Here is a 16,147-nt window from a genome sequence, read left to right on the forward strand (position 1 = left end):
TCGGTTGAGACCCGGCCCCCGCGCTCGTATCTTTTATGAAAGAGCACCGTGAATGTGGAGGCGACCTCTTCGCCCGCCGCACGGATGCATGGCGAATACGGAGACTGACATGCTCGACGGAGTGCGGATTCTGGCGTGCGGCACGCGCGGCGCCGTGAACATGTGCGCGGCGCTGCTTGAGCGCGCGGGCGCGCGGGTGGCGACGGCCGATGACAGCGGCGGGATCCCGCCGTTTCACGCATACGATGCCGTGATCGCATCGTCCGACACCGCGCCGCGCGCCTTGGCCGACGCTCTCGCGCACGTGAAGGCGACGGCCGGCACCATCGTCTGCGACATCACGGCGACAGGGCCGAACGCCTCGCGCGTGGGCGTCGCCTACTCGGATGCGCAGATCCAGGCGATGACGGGCCTCATGGACACGACCGGTTTCGCCGACGGTCCGCCGGTGAAGATCGGCGTGCCGTTCGCGGAAATCTCGGCGGGCATGTACGCGGCGTCGGCCCTGGTCGCGGCGCTCGGCGTGCGGCGCACGCGCGGGCTCGTCCAGGCGGTCGACGTGACGCTTTTCGGCTGCGCCGCGGGCGCGCTGACCACATTCCTGCCGAAGGCCTTCGCGCAGCGCGACGGGGCGAGGCCGGCGGGCGCCGGGCGTGTCGGCAACCGGCATCCTGCCTGCGCGCCGTGGAACGCGTATCCGACGCGCGACGGCTGGGTGCTGATCTGCACGAGCACCGAGGAGCAGTGGCGCAAGCTGCGCGATGCGATCGGCGGCGACGCGCTGCTCGACCCGCGCTTCGACTCGCTGGCGAGCCGGCTGCAACACGTCGACGAACTCGACGCGCACATCGCCGCGTGGTCCGGCAGCCTGTCCACGGCGGCGTGTTCCGCGACGTGCGAGCGGGGCGGCATCGCTGCGGGGCCCATCGTGTCGCTTCGCGGCTTGGCCGACGAGCCGAACTTCCGGCTGCGCCACGCGGGCACGGCCAGGGCGCTGGAAGATGCGCCGCCTGCGCCCGGCACGTACCGGACGATGGCGCCGTTTCGCGTGTTTCCGCTCGCATCGGGCGTGGAAGCGCCAAAGCGCGCAGCGCCATCCGGGGCCGTCGAACCGGGCGCGGGTCCGCTTGCGGGCATGCGCGTGATCGAGATCGGCCAGTACACGACGGCGCCGCTTGCGGGCAAGCATCTCGCGGCGCTCGGCGCCGAAGTGATCAAGATCGAGCCGCCGGGCGGCGAGGTCGCGCGCACGTGGACGCCGGGCCAGGGCGGACTGAGCTATTTCTTTGCGCTGAACAATACGGACAAGCGCACGATCGCCCTCGACCTGAAGCGTCCCGCCGACCGCGCCCGCTTCGAGGAACTGGTGCGCACGGCCGATGTGCTCGTCGAGAACCTGCGTCCCGGCGCGCTCGGCAAGCTCGGCTTCGACCGCGCCGCGCTCGCCGCGCTCAATCCGCATCTCGCGTACTGTTCGATCTCGGGCTTCGGGCTGGATTCGGCGTACCCGTCGCGGCCCGCGTTCGACACCGTCATCCAGGCGATGGGCGGTCTCATGGACCTGACGCGCAGCGGCGATGCGCCGGTGAAGATAGGCGCATCGGCGGCCGACATCCTCGGCGGCCAGGCCGCGCTGTTCGCGATCCTCGTTTCGCTGACGGGCGCGCTGACTGGCGTGCACGAACGCCGCGCGGGCGTCTTCATCGAGATCTCGATGCAGGACGTCGCCGCGTGGTGCGCGCTCTATGCGGCGGGCAACCCGCCGGCGCCGGGCGCCGTGATCGCCTGCGCGGACGGCCACGTGTGGCTGGAAGATCCGCGAGCGGCGCCCGGCGAGACACGCCAGCTCGCGCGGCGCGCACGATGCGCGCTCAGCACGCGTGCGCGTGCGGTCGAATCGCTCGGGCGGCTGGGCGTTCGCGCGGTGGCGGTGGCACGTGTCGACGAACTGATGGAAGATGCTGACTTCGTGACTGACATTCTGAGCGTCGGGCGTGGCGCGGACGGCGCGTTCTGGCCGGTGCTCAAGGTGCCGTATCGCCTCGCGCGCACGCCGGCCGTCGTGCGCACCGTGCCGGGAAAACCGTCGCATGGGGAGGCAGGCGACCCGGCGCCTTCCTTTCGTGCGGCCGCGCGGGATGTCGTCGATTGACCGGACGCTCGCAACAACAACTGGAGCCGCAGTGGCAAAACTCGAACTGGACAACCCGTTTCTCGAAGCGCTCGGCGCGACGCTCACGGAATGGCGCGCGGGCTACGCCGAATTCACCATGCCGATTCAACCCGGCCACCTGAACCGGCAGCGCGTGCTGCAGGGCGGCGCGATCGCGACGCTGCTCGACGCCGCATGCGGCTATGCGGGTGTCTCCACGACGGCCGACACGCCGGTCCACGGCTTCACGCTGTCGCTGACGGTGAACTATCTCGACCGCGGGCTCGGCGAAAAGGTCGTCGCGAAGGGCTTTCTCGAACGGCAAGGGCGTTCGATCTTTTTCTCGCGCGGTGAGGCGTGGGTCGATGGCACGCTCCTCATTGCGAGCGCGCAGGGCACGTTCAAGTACGCGCGCGGCTAGCGGGCGGGACTCGCGTCAATGAAGCGGCGAGGCCGTCGATGCGCCGCTCAGCGCAGTTCCAGCCACAGCGGCTGATGATCCGAACTGCGGCTCGCCGCATCCACCTCGCAGCCGGCGATGCGTGCCTTCAGGTCGTCGGTGACGAAGATGAAATCGCAGGCGAACGCGCCGTCGGGCCACTGCTCGCGATCGTACAGGCCGACGGTCGCGGCGCGCCGCTCGTCCGGATGCGCGCAGTTCCAGGCGTCGACGAAGGAAGGGGCATCGTCGACGAGCGCGATCATCGAGCGATACGCGGCGCTTTCGTACGCGCTGTTGAAATCGCCGCACACGATCGCGCTCATCGGGCGGCCGGTGTCCGCGAACGGGCTGTCGGTCTTTTCCGCTTTCGCCGGCCGCCGGGCGTGATCGCATGCCTCGTGATGCAGCTCGCGCAATTGCGCCACCTGCGCGAGCCGCTGCGCTTCCGAATAGAACTCGAGATGCGTGCTGATGACGCGCAACGGCCCGACATCCGTTTCGATCACCGCTTCGAGCGCGACGCGCAGCATCGACGGCTTCACGGGGTCCGCGGGCCACGGCAGCGAATGACGCAGCACCTGCCGCACTGGCAGGCGAGTCACGATCGCATTGCCGAACTGGCGGCGCGCGAGGCCCGCGCCGGCCGGCGGCAGATCGGAGCCAATGGCGTCGATGACGGTGAAGCCCGGCAGCAGCGCGCCAAGTTCGGCGAACTGGTCGGCGGACGGACCGCCCGCCAGGCCGCCCGACTCCGGGCCTTCGTGAAAGCCGCGGGTGACTTCCTGCAGGCAGAGGATGTCGAAATCGTGCAGCGCGCGGGCTTCGCTCACGATGCGGCCGAGATCGACGCGGCCATCCACGCCGCGTCCCCACTGAATGTTCCAGTCGACGAGTCGCATGACGTTCTCCTTGCGAACCTGATGCCAGTCTAACGCCGCGGCCTGCGGTTCGTTGCGCGTGCTTTCCGGCTCAAATCGCGGAACGCGACAAGCAAAGCTGAAATACTTGGTTCGCCCGTGCGCGGGTTCTTCATAGAATCTGATGCCGCATCGCATCCTGCTGCATGCGCGATGCGACTCATCGAACCTGCCGGACTCTCTCATGCCTCGTAACACATTCGACCTTGAACACGCTCACGAACACCCGGCGAACCGCAGCCGCCGCACGCTGCTGAAAGGCACGGCGGCCGCCGCTGCGGCGCTCGCGGGAGCGCGCGGCGCGTCGCTGCTGGGCGGTGCGGGGGCGCTCTTCACGGCGGCCGGCGCGCTCGCGCAGGACGACGCGAAGACGCTGCGCATCGGCTATCAGAAGTACGGCAATTTCGTCGTATTGAAGGCGCGCGGCACGCTCGAAAAGCGCCTCGCGCAGCAGGGCGTCAGCGTGAAGTGGCTTGAGTTTCCCGCCGGTCCACAGCTGCTCGAAGGGCTGAATGCGGGCGCGATCGACGCTGGCAGCGTCGGCGAGACGCCGCCGATTTTCGCGCAGGCGGGCGGCGTCGATTTCGTCTACATCGGCAACGAGCCGCCCGCGCCGCAGGGCGAGGCGATCGTGGTGCCGCACGATTCGCCGATCCGCTCCGTTGCGGACCTGCGCGGCAAGAAGGTGGCGCTGAACAAGGGATCGAACGTGCATTTCCTGCTCGTGAAGGCGCTGCAAAAGGCGAAGCTCGCATACTCCGACATTCACCCCGTCTACCTCGCACCCGCCGACGCGCGCGCGGCGTTCGTGCAGGGCAGCGTGGACGCGTGGGTGATCTGGGACCCGTATCTCGCCGCGATCGAGCGGCAGGCCAATGCGCGCGTGATCGCGAACGGCGAGGGGCTCGTGCGCAACACGCAGTATTACCTCGCGACGCGCACGTTCGCTTCGAGCAGGCCGCAGATCGTGCACGCGCTGCTGGAAGAGCTGGACGCCGTCGACAAATGGGGCCGCGACAACATTCCCGAGGTCTCGCGCCAGTTGTCGCCGCTCGTCGGACTCGACGCGGCCACGCTCGAAGTCGCGCTGAAGCGCACGGCGTACGGCGTGCAGCCGATCACCGCCGAGACGCTCGCCTACCAGCAGCAGATCGCGGATACATTCAACGAACTGAAGCTGATTCCGAAGAAACTCACGGTGACGGACGCACGCTGGAACGCGGCGTAATTTTCACTTTCCCTTCCATAAACCGACAGACTGCCTTCGACCCGGCACGCCGGTTGCTCATAGCACGGCACGGTCGTGCCGGCTTACGGTTGCGCATCGCCACGCAGCCGCGCTTGTAATCAACGCCTGCAGAACGCCCGGTCGCGGCGCCTGCGCAGCAATCCGGACGACGTGCCGTCATGACGCAGCGCCCAGGCGTTGCGCCCGTGCGACAGGCCAAGGCGGCCGACGGCGGCGCAACCCGTGCCGGAGCGCCCAAATGGATGCGTCATCTTCACAAGCAGGGTCGGTCGTGCTCGTCTATCTGCAGGGACGCAAGGCGGCCGGCGGAAGCCACGAGGTCGCGACGCACTGCGAGCTTGCACGGCAGATCGCCGAACTCAGGGATGCGCGGCTCGCGGGCGAATTCGATCCGTCGTCCGCGTATCCGCCCGGCCGCTACCTGATCCCCGACGACACGCTCACCACCGGCGACGCCCGGCAACTCGGCATTCGTGACGAGTGCGACCTCTTCGGCGGCGTCGTGCCGTTTGCCTTCGTGGCGACCAAAGTCATCGTGCACGGCCTGCCGGGCGGCACCCGCCAGGCGCCGCCCGGCTGGTCGCATGCCCTTGGCGAGCAGGTGCGCGACATCGTGCTGCCCGGCTACTCCGCCTTCACGCGCGACGACGCGCTCGCCGCCGCCTCCGCGCTCCTCGGCAATGGCCCGGTGCGCGTGAAGCGGCCATACGGCATCGGCGGCGCGGGGCAGTCGGTCGTGAAGCACATTGCGCAACTCGAAGCGGAACTGGCCGGTATCGGCGACGATGCGCTGAACGCCGAGGGCATCGTGATCGAGCACGACCTTTCCCGGATCGAGACGCTGAGCGTGGGGCGCGTGCGCGTCGGCGATCTCGAAGCCTGCTATTACGGCACGCAGCGGCTCACCACCAACAATCACGGCCACAAGGTGTATGGCGGCTCGGACCTGATCGTCGTGCGCGGCACGTTCGACGATCTCGAACGGATCGACATGCCGGACGCCGCCCGCACGGCGATCGCGCAGGCGCGCCGCTTCGATGCCGCGGTTGCGGCCGCTTACCCCGGTTTCTTCGCCTCGCGGCGCAACTACGACATCGCACGCGGCATCGATGCGAACGGCCGGGCGCATGCGGGCGTGCTGGAACAGTCGTGGCGCATCGGCGGCGCGAGCGGCGCGGAAATTGCGGCGCTGAAGATTTTCAAGGCGTGCCCCGGCGATCGGGTCGTGCACGCGTCGACCTGGGAAACCTACGGCCCCGATCCGGTCGTGCCCGCCGGCGCGTGCGTCTGCTATCACGGCGTCGATGCACGCGCAGGCGAACTCACCAAGTACTACAGGGTGCAGGCTCATGGCGGACAATAGATGCGTCGTGGAAATTCCGGTCGGGCACGGCTACATCGAAGGAACGATCGTCGCGCCGCAGACCACCATACCGGGGGTGCTGTTCGTTCACGGCTGGGGCGGCAGCCAGGAGCAGTACATCGAGCGCGCGCGGCAGGCCGCGGCGCTCGGTTGCGTCTGCCTGACGTTCGATCTGACGGGCCACGCGAGGACGAAGAGCGAACTGGAAACCGTGACGCGCGAAACGAACCTGAGCGACCTGCTCGCCGCCTACGACACGCTCGCGCAGCATCCGCTGATCGACCGCCATTCGATCGCGGTCGTGGGCAGCAGTTACGGCGGCTATCTCGCGTCGATTCTCACGACGCTGCGCCCGGTCAGATGGCTCGCGATGCGCGTGCCGGCGCTCTATCTCGACGAAGGCTGGGAGATGGCCAAGCGCGAGCTGCACCGGCAGCACGATCTCGTGGCGTATCGGCAGCAGATCGTGCCTGCGAGCGAGAACCGCGCGCTGCGCGCGGCGGCGGACTTTCGCGGCGACGTGCTGCTCGTCGAGTCCGAGTGTGACCAGATCGTGCCGCATACCGTGCTCGCGAGCTATCTGCAGGCCTTTCTGCAGGCGCATTCCCTCACTTACCGGATCATCGACGGCGCCGACCATGGCCTCTCGGACGAAGCGAGCCAGCGCGCGTATACGGCGCTGCTCGTCGGCTGGCTGGGCGAGATGATCGCCGGATACCGGACGGGCAGCGGCGGCGCGGCGCTCGCGCAAGGCGCGCGCTAGCGCGCGTGTCGCATGGCACGTTCTGCCCGGCTTCCGGATGCCCGCCCGAGCGCCCGCCCGATATGGACTTCGGGCCCCGGATGCGCAACACTGCCTGTCTGAATCGACGCGGCACGGCGACAGCGATCCGCCGTGCCCGCAACGAAGCCCGCCACAAGAGGAACAGCACATGAGCATCAGTGTCGTCAGACTCGGCACGCCGCGAGCGGATGACGAGGGGCTGCGCATCGGCACGGTACGGCGTCCGCCGCGCGGCGTGCTGAAGGCGGAGTTCGCCACCCGCGACTACTACGATGTCTGGCTTCCCAACCTCGCGCCGAGCGTGGAGTTGATGGCGCAGGCCAAGGCCGCGACCCCGGCGCAGTGGGATGCGTTCGCGCGCAAGTTCCGCGCGGAGATGAATGAGCACGACGCGAGCCGCGTGCTCGACCTGCTGGCGGCATTGTCGAAGACGACGCACTTTTCCGTCGGCTGCTATTGCGAGGACGAAAACCGGTGCCACCGGGGCGTCCTTCGCCAGCTCCTGAACGAGCGCGGCGCCGACGTAAGGTGATGGACGCTCGCAACGCATGCCGTATCTCGATGGCGCTCAGCCGAAAATGCCGGGGCCGGGCGTGAGGATGCCCGCCGGGTCGTAGCGCGACTTCGCTCGCGCGAGCGGTTCGTATGCGGCACCGAAGTGGCGCTGCCAGTCCTCTTGGGTGAGCGGCACTGCGCTGACCGGATAGAACCCGCCGCCGAGCGAGACCGCATCCTCGTAGAAGCGGCGGTTGCCGGCCACCGCTTGCGCGATTCGCGCGGGATCGGTGGTGCGCAGCACGTCGAAGAGGAAGAATACTTCGTCGCCGGGCGTGCGCGGCAGCGGCCGCGTCAGGCGGCTCTTGCGAAAGCCATAGATCAGGCACGGAAAATCCGGTACGTCGCTGAACGTCAACTCGCTCAGGACGCCGTCGATGTAACGCCTTGCGTGGCGCTCCGGCACGAACACGTCGATCCACGGATGCGGCAGATTCCAGTGCCCCGCCGCGCCGATCTCGATCTGTGTGGCCGTCACGCGGTCGCAGAAATCGAAATAGCCGGTCTCTCGCTTTTCCACGCCACCCGGCACGAAATCGAGTTCGTGGAGCAGGGCGGCATCGCCGCGTGTGCCCGCATCGTCGAAAGACACGCCTTGCAGGATGTAGTTGAAGCCGCCTGCCGGAAGCGCGGGCAGCAGGGCCTGGACATAGCCGAAGCGCGCATCGAAGAGCAAGGTCCGGAAGTCCGCGAGGAGCGCGCCGAGGTCGGGGTAGGCCATGTCGAAGACGCGCGCACGGGCGGGCGCCGGCATCAGCGCCACGCTCGCCCTCGCGATGATCGCGCACTGGCCCAGCCCGCCGAGCACGGCTTCGAACAGGTCGCGGTGCTGCGACATCGAACAGGTGAGCACGTCGCCTTCGCCCGTTATCACCTCCAGTTCGCGAACATGATCGACCTGCATGCCGTGCCGGAATGTGGTGCCGTTCAGTCCACCGACCGACAGCGTTCCGCCCACCGACAGTGCCAGATAGTCCGTGAGCACCGGCGGAGTGAAACCTTGCGCGACGGTCACGCGAAGCAGGTCGCGCCAGATCACGCCGGCATCGACGCTCGCGTGACCGGGCGTGATCGAATGAATCCGGTTGAGCGAGCGCATGTCGATCGCCACGCCGCCTGCCACCTGCGCGTGGCCGTGCATCGTATGCGCCTGTCCGCGCGCGCCGATCCTGATGCCGAGGGAGCGGCAAAAACGCACCATGCTCGCGATATCGCTTGCCGACGCCGGGTGCAGCACCGCCGAAGGCAACCCGCGCACGACCTGTCCCCAATCGGAGGACGCGGCTTCGCGGCTCGGCAGGTCCGCGCACAGGCGGCCTTCGAGCGCGGGCACGCGAACGCTGCCGGCATCGGGCGCTGCGAGCCAGCGCGCGCGGTAGGGGTCGTACCAGCCGGGTGCCGGGGTCATCGCGTGGCCGCTAGGTCTGCTGGCCGCTCTCGTCGGCTTCGTCGCCGTGTGCGGGAGGCGGCGGGAACAAATGCGCGACGAGTTCCGGCGGCACATAGCCGACCATTGCGATCTGGGACAGACAGAAGTCCGCCCGGTGCGGAAACCTGAGCGCGAGAACCAGCCCTGCGGCGATGGCGCCACAAAGCAGAACCAACGGGGCGACGAGGGTCATGATTCATTCAAACGCGGGGATTATCGGGAGCCTCTGCGCGGGAATGCTGCGCGAGCCTTCCTTATCGAGAACATCGGCGGGTGCGCATTATTCCGTGTCGCGACGCGCCGGTCGTTCCGGGAAGACGAGGGACTGCGTCATGGCGCGTTACGCCCTGATCCGCCCGATTGAGGATTTGTGCCGCGTCGATTGATATTTCGTCAGTTGAGATTGCGGCACGCGCTGCGAATAATGAGTGCGGCGCGAGGAGATCGATGCGCGCGGCGCGAATGCTTCGGGCAGCTTGCCGGGTGCAGCGCGCGCGCTGCTGCACGGCACAGGGAAAACGTTTGCCCGGAAGCAAAAGAAGACATTACATTATGCTTTCCGCCGTCGATGAACCGTTTCTGTCCCTCTGGAGTATGCACTCATGGCAAAGTTCGAGGATGACAAGCCGACCATCAATCGCATGGACCCGGTCGCACCCAAACCCGCGCGACGACGCTTTCTGCAATCGATAAGCGCCTCCGGCATTGCCGCGACCACCGGCGCGTGGGCCGGCGCCGCGGCCGCGCAGGCAGACGCCCGGGAAGGCAGCCAGCAGGGCAAGGCGGGGCCGCAGCCGGCGGCCGGCGTGATGACCGTCGAATTCGTGGTGAACGGCGCGCGGCGCAAGCTGGACGTCGCGCCCAATGCGATCCTGCTCGACGTGCTGCGCGACCAGCTTGGCCTCACCGGCACCAAGAAAGGCTGCGATCACGGACAGTGCGGGGCGTGCACGCTTCATGTCAACGGCACGCCGATCAACTCGTGCCTGTCGCTTGCGCTCATGCACGACGGCGACGAGATCACGACCGTCGAAGGCCTCGCGACCGGCGGCAAGCTGCATCCGCTGCAGGAAGCGTTCTGGGACCACGACGCCTATCAGTGCGGCTACTGCACGGCGGGGCAGCTGATGAGCGGCGTCGCCGTGCTGAAGGACAAGCGCATCGCCGCCGACGACCACGCCGTGCGCGAAGCGATGAGCGGCAACATCTGCCGCTGCGGCGCCTATGAAAACATTCTCGCGGCGATGCAGTCCACCCGTGCCCGCACGAAAAGGAGCGCGTGATGAGAGCGTTCGACTATGTGCGCGCGCAGGATGCGGCGCAGGCAGTGGCGTCGCATGCGCAGCGTGAAGGCGCGGTCTATCTCGCGGGCGGCACGACGCTGCTCGATCTGGTGAAGCTCGACGTGATGCAGCCGACGGGCGTCGTGGACATTCATCGCCTGCCGCTCGATCGCATCGAAACGCTCCCCGACGGCCGCGTGAGGATCGGCGCGATGGTCACCAACACCACGCTCGCCTTCGACGAGACCATTCAGTCGCGCTATCGCGTGCTTTCCGAGGCGCTGCTGTCCGGCGCCACGACGCAGTTGCGCAACAAGGCGACGACCGCGGGCAACGTGATGCAGCGCGTGCGCTGCGGCTATTTCCGCGACGGCGTGTCGCCGTGCAACAAGCGCGCGCCCGGCTCGGGGTGCGCCGCGATAGACGGGCACAACCGCAATGTCCACGCGGTGCTCGGCACGAGCAGGCAGTGCATCGCGGCGCATCCTTCGGACATGTGCGTCGCGATGGCCGCGATCGGCGCGACCATTCAGGTGCAGGGGCCGAACGGTCAGCGCGAGATCGCGTTTCTCGACTTCCATCTGCTGCCCGGCGACACGCCGTGGAAAGAACATGCGCTCGAGAAAGACGAACTCATCACGCATGTGACGCTCGACCCGCCCATGCGCAACAGCCGGTCCGCGTATCTGAAGCTGCGCGACCGGGCGTCGTACCAGTTCGCGCTGGCGTCGGCGGCGGTGATCGTGGCGGTGGACAAGGGCGCGGTGAGCGACGCGCGCATCGCGATGGGCGGCGTCGCCACGAAGCCGTGGCGTGCGAAGGAAGCGGAAGCCGCGCTGATCGGTCAGCCCGCGAACGAGGCAGCCTTTCAGCGCGCCGCGCAAGTCGCGTTTCAGGGCGCGGTTCCGTACTCGCAGAACGCGTACAAGATCCCGCTCGGCATGCAGGCGATCGTGCGCGATCTGATGACCGTCACCGCCTGAGCGGCGCGTCGAACCAAACCGTGGGATACGGAGAACGACATGACTGATCCGATCATCGGCGCGCCGGTGCGGCGCATCGACGGCAAGCTGAAAGTGACGGGCGCCGCGCTCTACGCCGCCGACCAGCATCCTCCCGGCATGGTGTACGCCTACGGCGTCTTCAGCACGGTCGCGAGCGGGCGCGTTTCGAGCATCGACGTGCGCGAGGCGAAGGCCACGCCGGGCGTCATCGATATCTTTCATCACGCGCATTTCGAGCAGCTTTATCGCGTGCCGAATTCGCCGATCACGACGACGGGTATCCTGACCGCCTCGATCGTGGACGAAACGCGCCTGCCGTTCGAGAACGACACCGTCTACTACTCGGGCCAGTTCGTGGCGCTGGTGGTGGCCGACACCTTCGAGCATGCGCGCGAAGCGGCCTACAAGGTCAAGGTGAGCTATGCCCCCGCGAAGGCGGTCGCGAATCTCGCGCAGGGCGTGAAGGCGAACGGCACGCGCGACGGCGGCCGCGGCCACGCGCGCGGCACGCCCGAGCCCGCATTCGAGAGCGCCGCGCACAAGGTCGACGTGGTCTATCGCACGCCGGTCGAAACGCACAATCCGATGGAGCTGCACGCGACGGTCGCGCAATGGGAGAACGGCGAACTGCATCTGTTCGAAGCTACGCAAGGCGTGACCGTGCATCGCAATTCGATTGCGCGCGTGTTCAATCTGTCGCCGAGCCAGGTGACCGTGCAGGCGCCGTTCGTCGGCTCGGGGTTCGGCAGCAAGCTGTGGATGTGGCCGCATTCGATCGCCGCCGCCGCCGCCGCGCGGCAGGTCGGACGGCCGGTGAAGCTCGTCGTGCCGCGCAGCGAGATGTTCACGACGACCGGGCACCGGCCGGAGACCGAGCAGCGCGTGCGGCTCGCCGCGGGTGCGTCGGGCAAGCTCGTATCGATCCGGCACGAGTCGATCTCGACGACGTCGTTCACGGACCAGTACGTCGAGAACTGCGGCGGCGTGACGGCGAGCCTGTACTCGTGTCCCAACGTGCTCGTAAGCCATCGCACGACGCAGGTGAACCGGGGCACGCCCACGTCGATGCGCGCGCCCGGCGCGGCGCCCGGACTCTTCGCGCTGGAGTCGGCGATCGACGAACTCGCGCTCTCGATGGGCCAGGACCCGCTCGCGTTTCGCAAGCTCAACGTGTCGCCGCGCGACGAGAGCGCCAACCTCCCGTGGTCGAGCAACCATCTGCTCGAAGCGATGGACAAGGGCAGCGCCGCATTCGGCTGGAGCCGGCGCGATCCGCGGGTCGGATCGATGCGCGAGGGCACCGAGCTCATCGGCTACGGAATGGGCGCGTGCAACTGGGACGCGTATCGCACGCCGGCCGAAGCGCGCGTCGCGCTGAACGCCGACGGCACCGCCCGCGTGAACTGCGCCGTGCAGGATATCGGCACAGGCACGTACACGATCGTCGCGCAGACGGTCAGCGAACTGACCGGCCTGCCGCTCGACAGGATCGACGTGCGGCTGGGCGATTCGGCGTTTCCCGCCGCGCCGGTGTCGGGCGGCTCGTGGGCGACGGCGAGCGTGATGCCGGCCGTCGCCGAGGCGACGCGCGCGGCCATCGCGCAGCTCAAGACCTACGCGGCGGCGAGCAGGCTGTTCCCGGGCGCGGACGCGAAGCAATTGCAGTTTAAGGACGGCAAGCTCGTGCAGGGCAGCCGAGCGGTCGCCTATACCGACGTGCTGAAAAGCGAGCGCTATGCGAGCGCCGAAGGCGCGGCGCATACGCCGGGCGCGCCGGCGGGCACGTATTCGTTCAGCTCGTTCGGGGTGCATTTCGTGGAGGTGCGCTGGGACCCGGGCATCTCGCGGCTGCGCGTCGCGCGCGTGGTGAGCGCGATCGACGTCGGCCGCGTGATCAATCCGCTGACCGCGGAGAACCAGGTGCGCGGCGCGGTGGTGATGGGCATCGGCATGTCGCTCTTCGAGGCCACCGAATACGACGAGCGCACCGGGAGGCCATCGAACAACAACTATGCGGAATATGCGGTGCCGGTGCACGCCGACCAGCCCGAGATGAAGGTGATCCTGCTCGACTATCCGGACCTGCAGCTGAACGAATTCGGCGCGAGGGGAATCGGGGAAATCGGCATCACGGGTCTCGCGGCGGCGGTCGGCAACGCCGTGTATCACGCGACCGGCAAGCGCATCCGCGAACTGCCGATCACGCTCGACAAGCTGATGACCGGCATCCCGCCAGTGAAGGCGTGAGCGCGGCGAAACGCTCGCCGCCGATAGGGCGATTCAGGCCGCTCGCCGCATCGATTCTGCCTGCCTGCGGCGAGGGGTGAGGAACGCGAGCACGAGTGCCACGAGGAACAGCAGGGGCACGTCGCCGAAGAGGTGGCCGAGATGGCGCGGTTCGGCCAGCGCCTCGGCCGCCATGATCGCGCCGTGCACCACGCTCGACCATACTCGCGCCAATCAGCGGCGCGCGTGGACACAGCCCCGCTTTCACGCCGCGAGCGACTCCTCGAGTGCCTTCAGCCCGGCCTCGTAGATGCCGCGAAAGAGCTGCGTGACCTCTTCGTCGCTCACGCCGTTCGGCTCGAAGCGTCCCGACCACTCGACGAGCGATGCCCGCCCGTCGGCCAGCTCGCGCACGCGGATCGTCGCGAGATAGCCGGTTGCCGGGAACGGCGCCTGCACGAACGAATAGCTGTAGAAGCGCTCCCTGTTGTCGAACACCTCGAGCCGCTCGACGATCACCTCTCCCGCCGAGCTTTGCAGGCGGCGCACGCGGCCGCCTTCGGACAGTTCGCTGCGCGGAATGTAGGGCAGCCAGTCCGGCAGCGAATCGAACCCGCCGATCAGTTGCCACACCCGGTCGGCGGAGACCGGAACCTCGATCGAGGCCATCGCGCGGGCCATGTTATTTTTCCTCCTTGACGTCGATGGGAAGCGGGGCGTCGGCGGCGACGAGACGCTCCTCGCGCATCTCGCGCCAGAAGTCCGCCGGAATCGCGGCCGTCAGCGCGGCCTGATCTTCCGCGATGCGTTCCGGGCGGCTCGCGCCGGGAATCACGGCCGCGACAGCCGGATTGGCGAGCGAGAACTGCAGCGCGGCGGCCTTCACGCTCACCTGATGGCGTTGCGCGATATTCCTGATGCGCTCGACCTTCGCGATGATCGCGGGCGACGCCTTCTGATATTCGAAGTGCGTGCCGCCCGCGAGCACGCCGGAACTGTACGGCCCGCCCACGACGATATCGACGTGCTGCCGCGCCGCTGCGGGCATCAGGCGCTGCAGCGCGCGCCCGTGGTCGAGCAGGGTATAGCGTCCCGCCAGCAGGAAGCCGTCAGGCGAGGCTTCTTCGAGATCGAGGGTCAGTTCGCACGGCTCCACGCGGTTCACGCCGAGGCCCCATGCCTTGATCACGCCTTCTTCACGCAGCCGCGTCAGCGCGCGAAACGCGCCTTTTCGGGCGATGTCGAACTGCGCGAGCCATTCGTCGCCGTAGAAGTCCTGCGCGATGTCGTGCACCCACACGATATCCAGCCGGTCCGTCTTCAGCCGCTTGAGGCTGTCCTCGATCGAGCGCAGCGCCGCATCCGCCGTGTAATCGTTCACGAGCTTGTTCGGCCGGCCGAATTCGAACAGGCCACCTTTTTCGCCGAGATCGCGCGCAGCCGGCTCCTCGATTTCGTCGAGCACCAGACGGCCGACCTTCGTGCTCAGCACGTAGTCGTCGCGCCGGTGCCGCGACAGCGCCTCGCCGAGCCGGATCTCGGCCAGCCCGGCGCCGTAGAACGGCGCCGTGTCGAAGTAGCGGATGCCGTGATTCCAGGCGGCGTCGACCGTGGCTTGCGCCTCGGCGTCGGGGATATTGCGGAACATGTTGCCGAGCGGCGCCGTGCCGAAGCCGAGCGCGCCCGGCAGCTTGTCTTTGATACTCATCGTCGAATCCCTGGTTGGTGACAGTGATATGCAGTTTAGGTTGCGAGTTTGAGTCCGTCCAAGACATAATTCGACAAGATTAAGTCCTTAAAGGTCTAGCATGCTGGATATCCGCCAACTCCACTATTTCGTCGCGGTCGCCGAGGAGGAGCACGTCGGCCGCGCCGCGGAGCGGCTGCACATCTCGCAGTCGCCGCTCAGCCGCCAGATCGCCCAGCTGGAGGAACGGCTCGGGCTCACGCTCTTCGAGCGCAGCCAGCAGCGCATCCGCCTGACCGCCGACGGCCGCACGTTCCTCGCCGAGACGCGTGCGCTGCTCACGCACGCCAACCGGCTGGAATCGCTCGCGCAGCGGCTCGGACGCGGGGACGAGGGGGGCCTGTGCATCGGCTATATCGAGAACGCGATGCATTCGGGCGTGCTGTCCGATGCGCTGCGGAGCTTGCGCGGCACGCGGCCCGCCGTGCATATCGCGCTTTACAACCTGCACTCGGCGGATCAGCTGGAAGGGCTGCGCCAGCGCAGCCTGGATATCGCGCTGGTGTGCGAGCCGCCGCTTGCCGACGATCCCGATCTCGCGTGCGCGCAATTGCTGAGCGACCCGATGCTGCTCGCGCTGCCCGAGTCGCACCCGCTCGCATCGGCGGCGGCGCTGACGCCGGCCGCGCTCGGGAATCAGGAATGGATCGCGGTGCTGCACAAGGAAACGGAGCTCAAGCACGACAACTTCGTCGCGGCCTGCGCGCGAGCGGGCTTCACGCCGCGCGTCTCGATGGAGGCGAGCGAGCCGCTGACGGCGCTCGGGCTGGTCGCCGCGGGGCTCGGCATGGCGATGATCCAGAACAGCCTGCGCCACCATGCGCCGGCGGGCGTGGTGCTGCGCGAACTGCCCTGGTTCACTTACCGGACGCCGCTTTGGGCTGCCTGGCACAGGGTCAATCTGCGGCCACTGGTGGAGATCTTTCGCGAGGTGCTGCTGGAAGGCGCGCGGCCCGATCTGCGTCAGGCTGCCACGGCGCACTAGAGATGAATCGG

General features: G+C 68.0%; 16 protein-coding genes. 10 read left to right on the forward strand and 6 right to left on the reverse strand.

Annotated features, from left to right (window positions below):
• Positions 1-109 precede the first annotated feature (109 nt).
• The gene (locus tag BG61_RS04035) at positions 110-2,152 is read left to right on the forward strand and encodes a CaiB/BaiF CoA-transferase family protein (RefSeq protein WP_063740954.1); all 2,043 of its coding nucleotides are present in this window, start codon (positions 110-112) and stop codon (positions 2,150-2,152) included.
• A gap of 31 nt (positions 2,153-2,183) precedes the next feature.
• Positions 2,184-2,573: a PaaI family thioesterase gene (locus BG61_RS04040; protein ID WP_035935231.1), complete on the forward strand. Its 390-nt coding sequence runs from the start codon at positions 2,184-2,186 to the stop codon at positions 2,571-2,573.
• Between the two features lie 47 nt (positions 2,574-2,620).
• Here the strand turns inward: BG61_RS04040 and BG61_RS04045 are convergent, their stop codons facing one another.
• Complete coding sequence (locus tag BG61_RS04045) at positions 2,621-3,493, reverse strand: endonuclease/exonuclease/phosphatase family protein (protein WP_035935488.1); 873 nt, start codon at positions 3,491-3,493, stop codon at positions 2,621-2,623.
• Positions 3,494-3,695: 202 nt separating this feature from the next.
• On the opposite strand from BG61_RS04045, the gene BG61_RS04050 reads away from it, so the two are divergent.
• The 4 genes from BG61_RS04050 (at position 3,696) to BG61_RS04065 (ending at position 7,439) form a co-directional block, all read left to right on the forward strand.
• Positions 3,696-4,739 (forward strand): sulfonate ABC transporter substrate-binding protein, encoded by a 1,044-nt coding sequence (locus BG61_RS04050; RefSeq protein ID WP_035935233.1) that lies wholly within the window; start codon positions 3,696-3,698, stop codon positions 4,737-4,739.
• 259 nt (positions 4,740-4,998) lie between these two features.
• Complete coding sequence (locus BG61_RS04055) at positions 4,999-6,123, forward strand: DUF3182 family protein (protein ID WP_035935235.1); 1,125 nt, start codon at positions 4,999-5,001, stop codon at positions 6,121-6,123.
• Positions 6,110-6,886, forward strand: a complete 777-nt coding sequence (locus BG61_RS04060; RefSeq protein ID WP_035935237.1) for an alpha/beta hydrolase family protein — start codon at positions 6,110-6,112, stop codon at positions 6,884-6,886. The genes BG61_RS04055 and BG61_RS04060 overlap by 14 nt, the downstream gene beginning before the upstream one ends.
• Before the next feature lie 169 nt (positions 6,887-7,055).
• Complete coding sequence (locus BG61_RS04065) at positions 7,056-7,439, forward strand: DUF488 domain-containing protein (RefSeq protein WP_035935239.1); 384 nt, start codon at positions 7,056-7,058, stop codon at positions 7,437-7,439.
• Positions 7,440-7,475: 36 nt separating this feature from the next.
• Here BG61_RS04065 and BG61_RS04070 read toward each other — a convergent pair whose 3' ends face one another.
• On the reverse strand, positions 7,476-8,870 hold the full coding sequence (locus BG61_RS04070) for an FAD-binding protein (protein ID WP_051672248.1): 1,395 nt from the start codon (positions 8,868-8,870) through the stop codon (positions 7,476-7,478).
• A gap of 10 nt (positions 8,871-8,880) precedes the next feature.
• Complete coding sequence (locus BG61_RS42690; RefSeq protein ID WP_035935241.1) at positions 8,881-9,084, reverse strand: hypothetical protein; 204 nt, start codon at positions 9,082-9,084, stop codon at positions 8,881-8,883.
• Positions 9,085-9,493: 409 nt separating this feature from the next.
• On the opposite strand from BG61_RS42690, the gene BG61_RS04080 reads away from it, so the two are divergent.
• From BG61_RS04080 to BG61_RS04090, 3 genes are read left to right on the forward strand one after another with little or no spacing between them, the layout of a single operon-like run.
• A complete protein-coding gene (locus BG61_RS04080; protein WP_063177182.1) occupies positions 9,494-10,174 on the forward strand; it encodes a (2Fe-2S)-binding protein in 681 nt (226 codons plus the stop codon).
• Positions 10,174-11,157, forward strand: coding sequence for an FAD binding domain-containing protein (locus BG61_RS04085; RefSeq protein WP_035935243.1), 984 nt, complete (start codon positions 10,174-10,176; stop codon positions 11,155-11,157). The genes BG61_RS04080 and BG61_RS04085 overlap by 1 nt, the downstream gene beginning before the upstream one ends.
• Before the next feature lie 39 nt (positions 11,158-11,196).
• Positions 11,197-13,425, forward strand: coding sequence for a xanthine dehydrogenase family protein molybdopterin-binding subunit (locus tag BG61_RS04090; RefSeq protein WP_035935245.1), 2,229 nt, complete (start codon positions 11,197-11,199; stop codon positions 13,423-13,425).
• A 33-nt stretch (positions 13,426-13,458) separates the two neighbouring features.
• On the opposite strand, the gene BG61_RS41735 is transcribed toward BG61_RS04090, so the two are convergent.
• Genes BG61_RS41735 through BG61_RS04105 form a run of 3 tightly spaced genes read right to left on the reverse strand, consistent with a single transcriptional unit; the run spans position 13,459 to position 15,112 of the window.
• Positions 13,459-13,638 (reverse strand): DUF6632 domain-containing protein, encoded by a 180-nt coding sequence (locus tag BG61_RS41735; RefSeq protein ID WP_129572196.1) that lies wholly within the window; start codon positions 13,636-13,638, stop codon positions 13,459-13,461.
• 30 nt (positions 13,639-13,668) lie between these two features.
• Complete coding sequence (locus BG61_RS04100) at positions 13,669-14,085, reverse strand: SRPBCC family protein (protein ID WP_035935247.1); 417 nt, start codon at positions 14,083-14,085, stop codon at positions 13,669-13,671.
• Position 14,086: 1 nt separating this feature from the next.
• On the reverse strand, positions 14,087-15,112 hold the full coding sequence (locus BG61_RS04105; protein WP_035935248.1) for an aldo/keto reductase: 1,026 nt from the start codon (positions 15,110-15,112) through the stop codon (positions 14,087-14,089).
• 100 nt (positions 15,113-15,212) lie between these two features.
• Here BG61_RS04105 and BG61_RS04110 point away from each other — a divergent pair, with 100 nt between their 5' ends.
• A complete protein-coding gene (locus tag BG61_RS04110; protein WP_035935249.1) occupies positions 15,213-16,136 on the forward strand; it encodes a LysR family transcriptional regulator in 924 nt (307 codons plus the stop codon).
• The last annotated feature ends 11 nt before the right edge of the window (positions 16,137-16,147 follow it).

Origin of the sequence: Caballeronia glathei, assembly GCF_000698595.1 — a bacterium.
GTDB classification, from domain to species: Bacteria; Pseudomonadota; Gammaproteobacteria; order Burkholderiales; family Burkholderiaceae; genus Caballeronia; species Caballeronia glathei.

Excerpts from the sequence above, each read along its gene's own strand:
- BG61_RS04035 (WP_063740954.1), top strand. The coding sequence starts at position 110 with ATGCTCGACGGAGTGCGGATTCTGGCGTGCGGCACGCGCGGCGCCGTG.
- BG61_RS04045 (WP_035935488.1), bottom strand. The coding sequence starts at position 3,493 with ATGCGACTCGTCGACTGGAACATTCAGTGGGGACGCGGCGTGGATGGC.
- BG61_RS04050 (WP_035935233.1), top strand. The coding sequence starts at position 3,696 with ATGCCTCGTAACACATTCGACCTTGAACACGCTCACGAACACCCGGCG.
- BG61_RS04055 (WP_035935235.1), top strand. The coding sequence starts at position 4,999 with ATGGATGCGTCATCTTCACAAGCAGGGTCGGTCGTGCTCGTCTATCTG.
- BG61_RS04060 (WP_035935237.1), top strand. The coding sequence starts at position 6,110 with ATGGCGGACAATAGATGCGTCGTGGAAATTCCGGTCGGGCACGGCTAC.
- BG61_RS04065 (WP_035935239.1), top strand. The coding sequence starts at position 7,056 with ATGAGCATCAGTGTCGTCAGACTCGGCACGCCGCGAGCGGATGACGAG.
- BG61_RS04070 (WP_051672248.1), bottom strand. The coding sequence starts at position 8,870 with ATGACCCCGGCACCCGGCTGGTACGACCCCTACCGCGCGCGCTGGCTC.
- BG61_RS42690 (WP_035935241.1), bottom strand. The coding sequence starts at position 9,084 with ATGACCCTCGTCGCCCCGTTGGTTCTGCTTTGTGGCGCCATCGCCGCA.
- BG61_RS04080 (WP_063177182.1), top strand. The coding sequence starts at position 9,494 with ATGGCAAAGTTCGAGGATGACAAGCCGACCATCAATCGCATGGACCCG.
- BG61_RS04085 (WP_035935243.1), top strand. The coding sequence starts at position 10,174 with ATGAGAGCGTTCGACTATGTGCGCGCGCAGGATGCGGCGCAGGCAGTG.
- BG61_RS04090 (WP_035935245.1), top strand. The coding sequence starts at position 11,197 with ATGACTGATCCGATCATCGGCGCGCCGGTGCGGCGCATCGACGGCAAG.
- BG61_RS04100 (WP_035935247.1), bottom strand. The coding sequence starts at position 14,085 with ATGGCCCGCGCGATGGCCTCGATCGAGGTTCCGGTCTCCGCCGACCGG.
- BG61_RS04105 (WP_035935248.1), bottom strand. The coding sequence starts at position 15,112 with ATGAGTATCAAAGACAAGCTGCCGGGCGCGCTCGGCTTCGGCACGGCG.
- BG61_RS04110 (WP_035935249.1), top strand. The coding sequence starts at position 15,213 with ATGCTGGATATCCGCCAACTCCACTATTTCGTCGCGGTCGCCGAGGAG.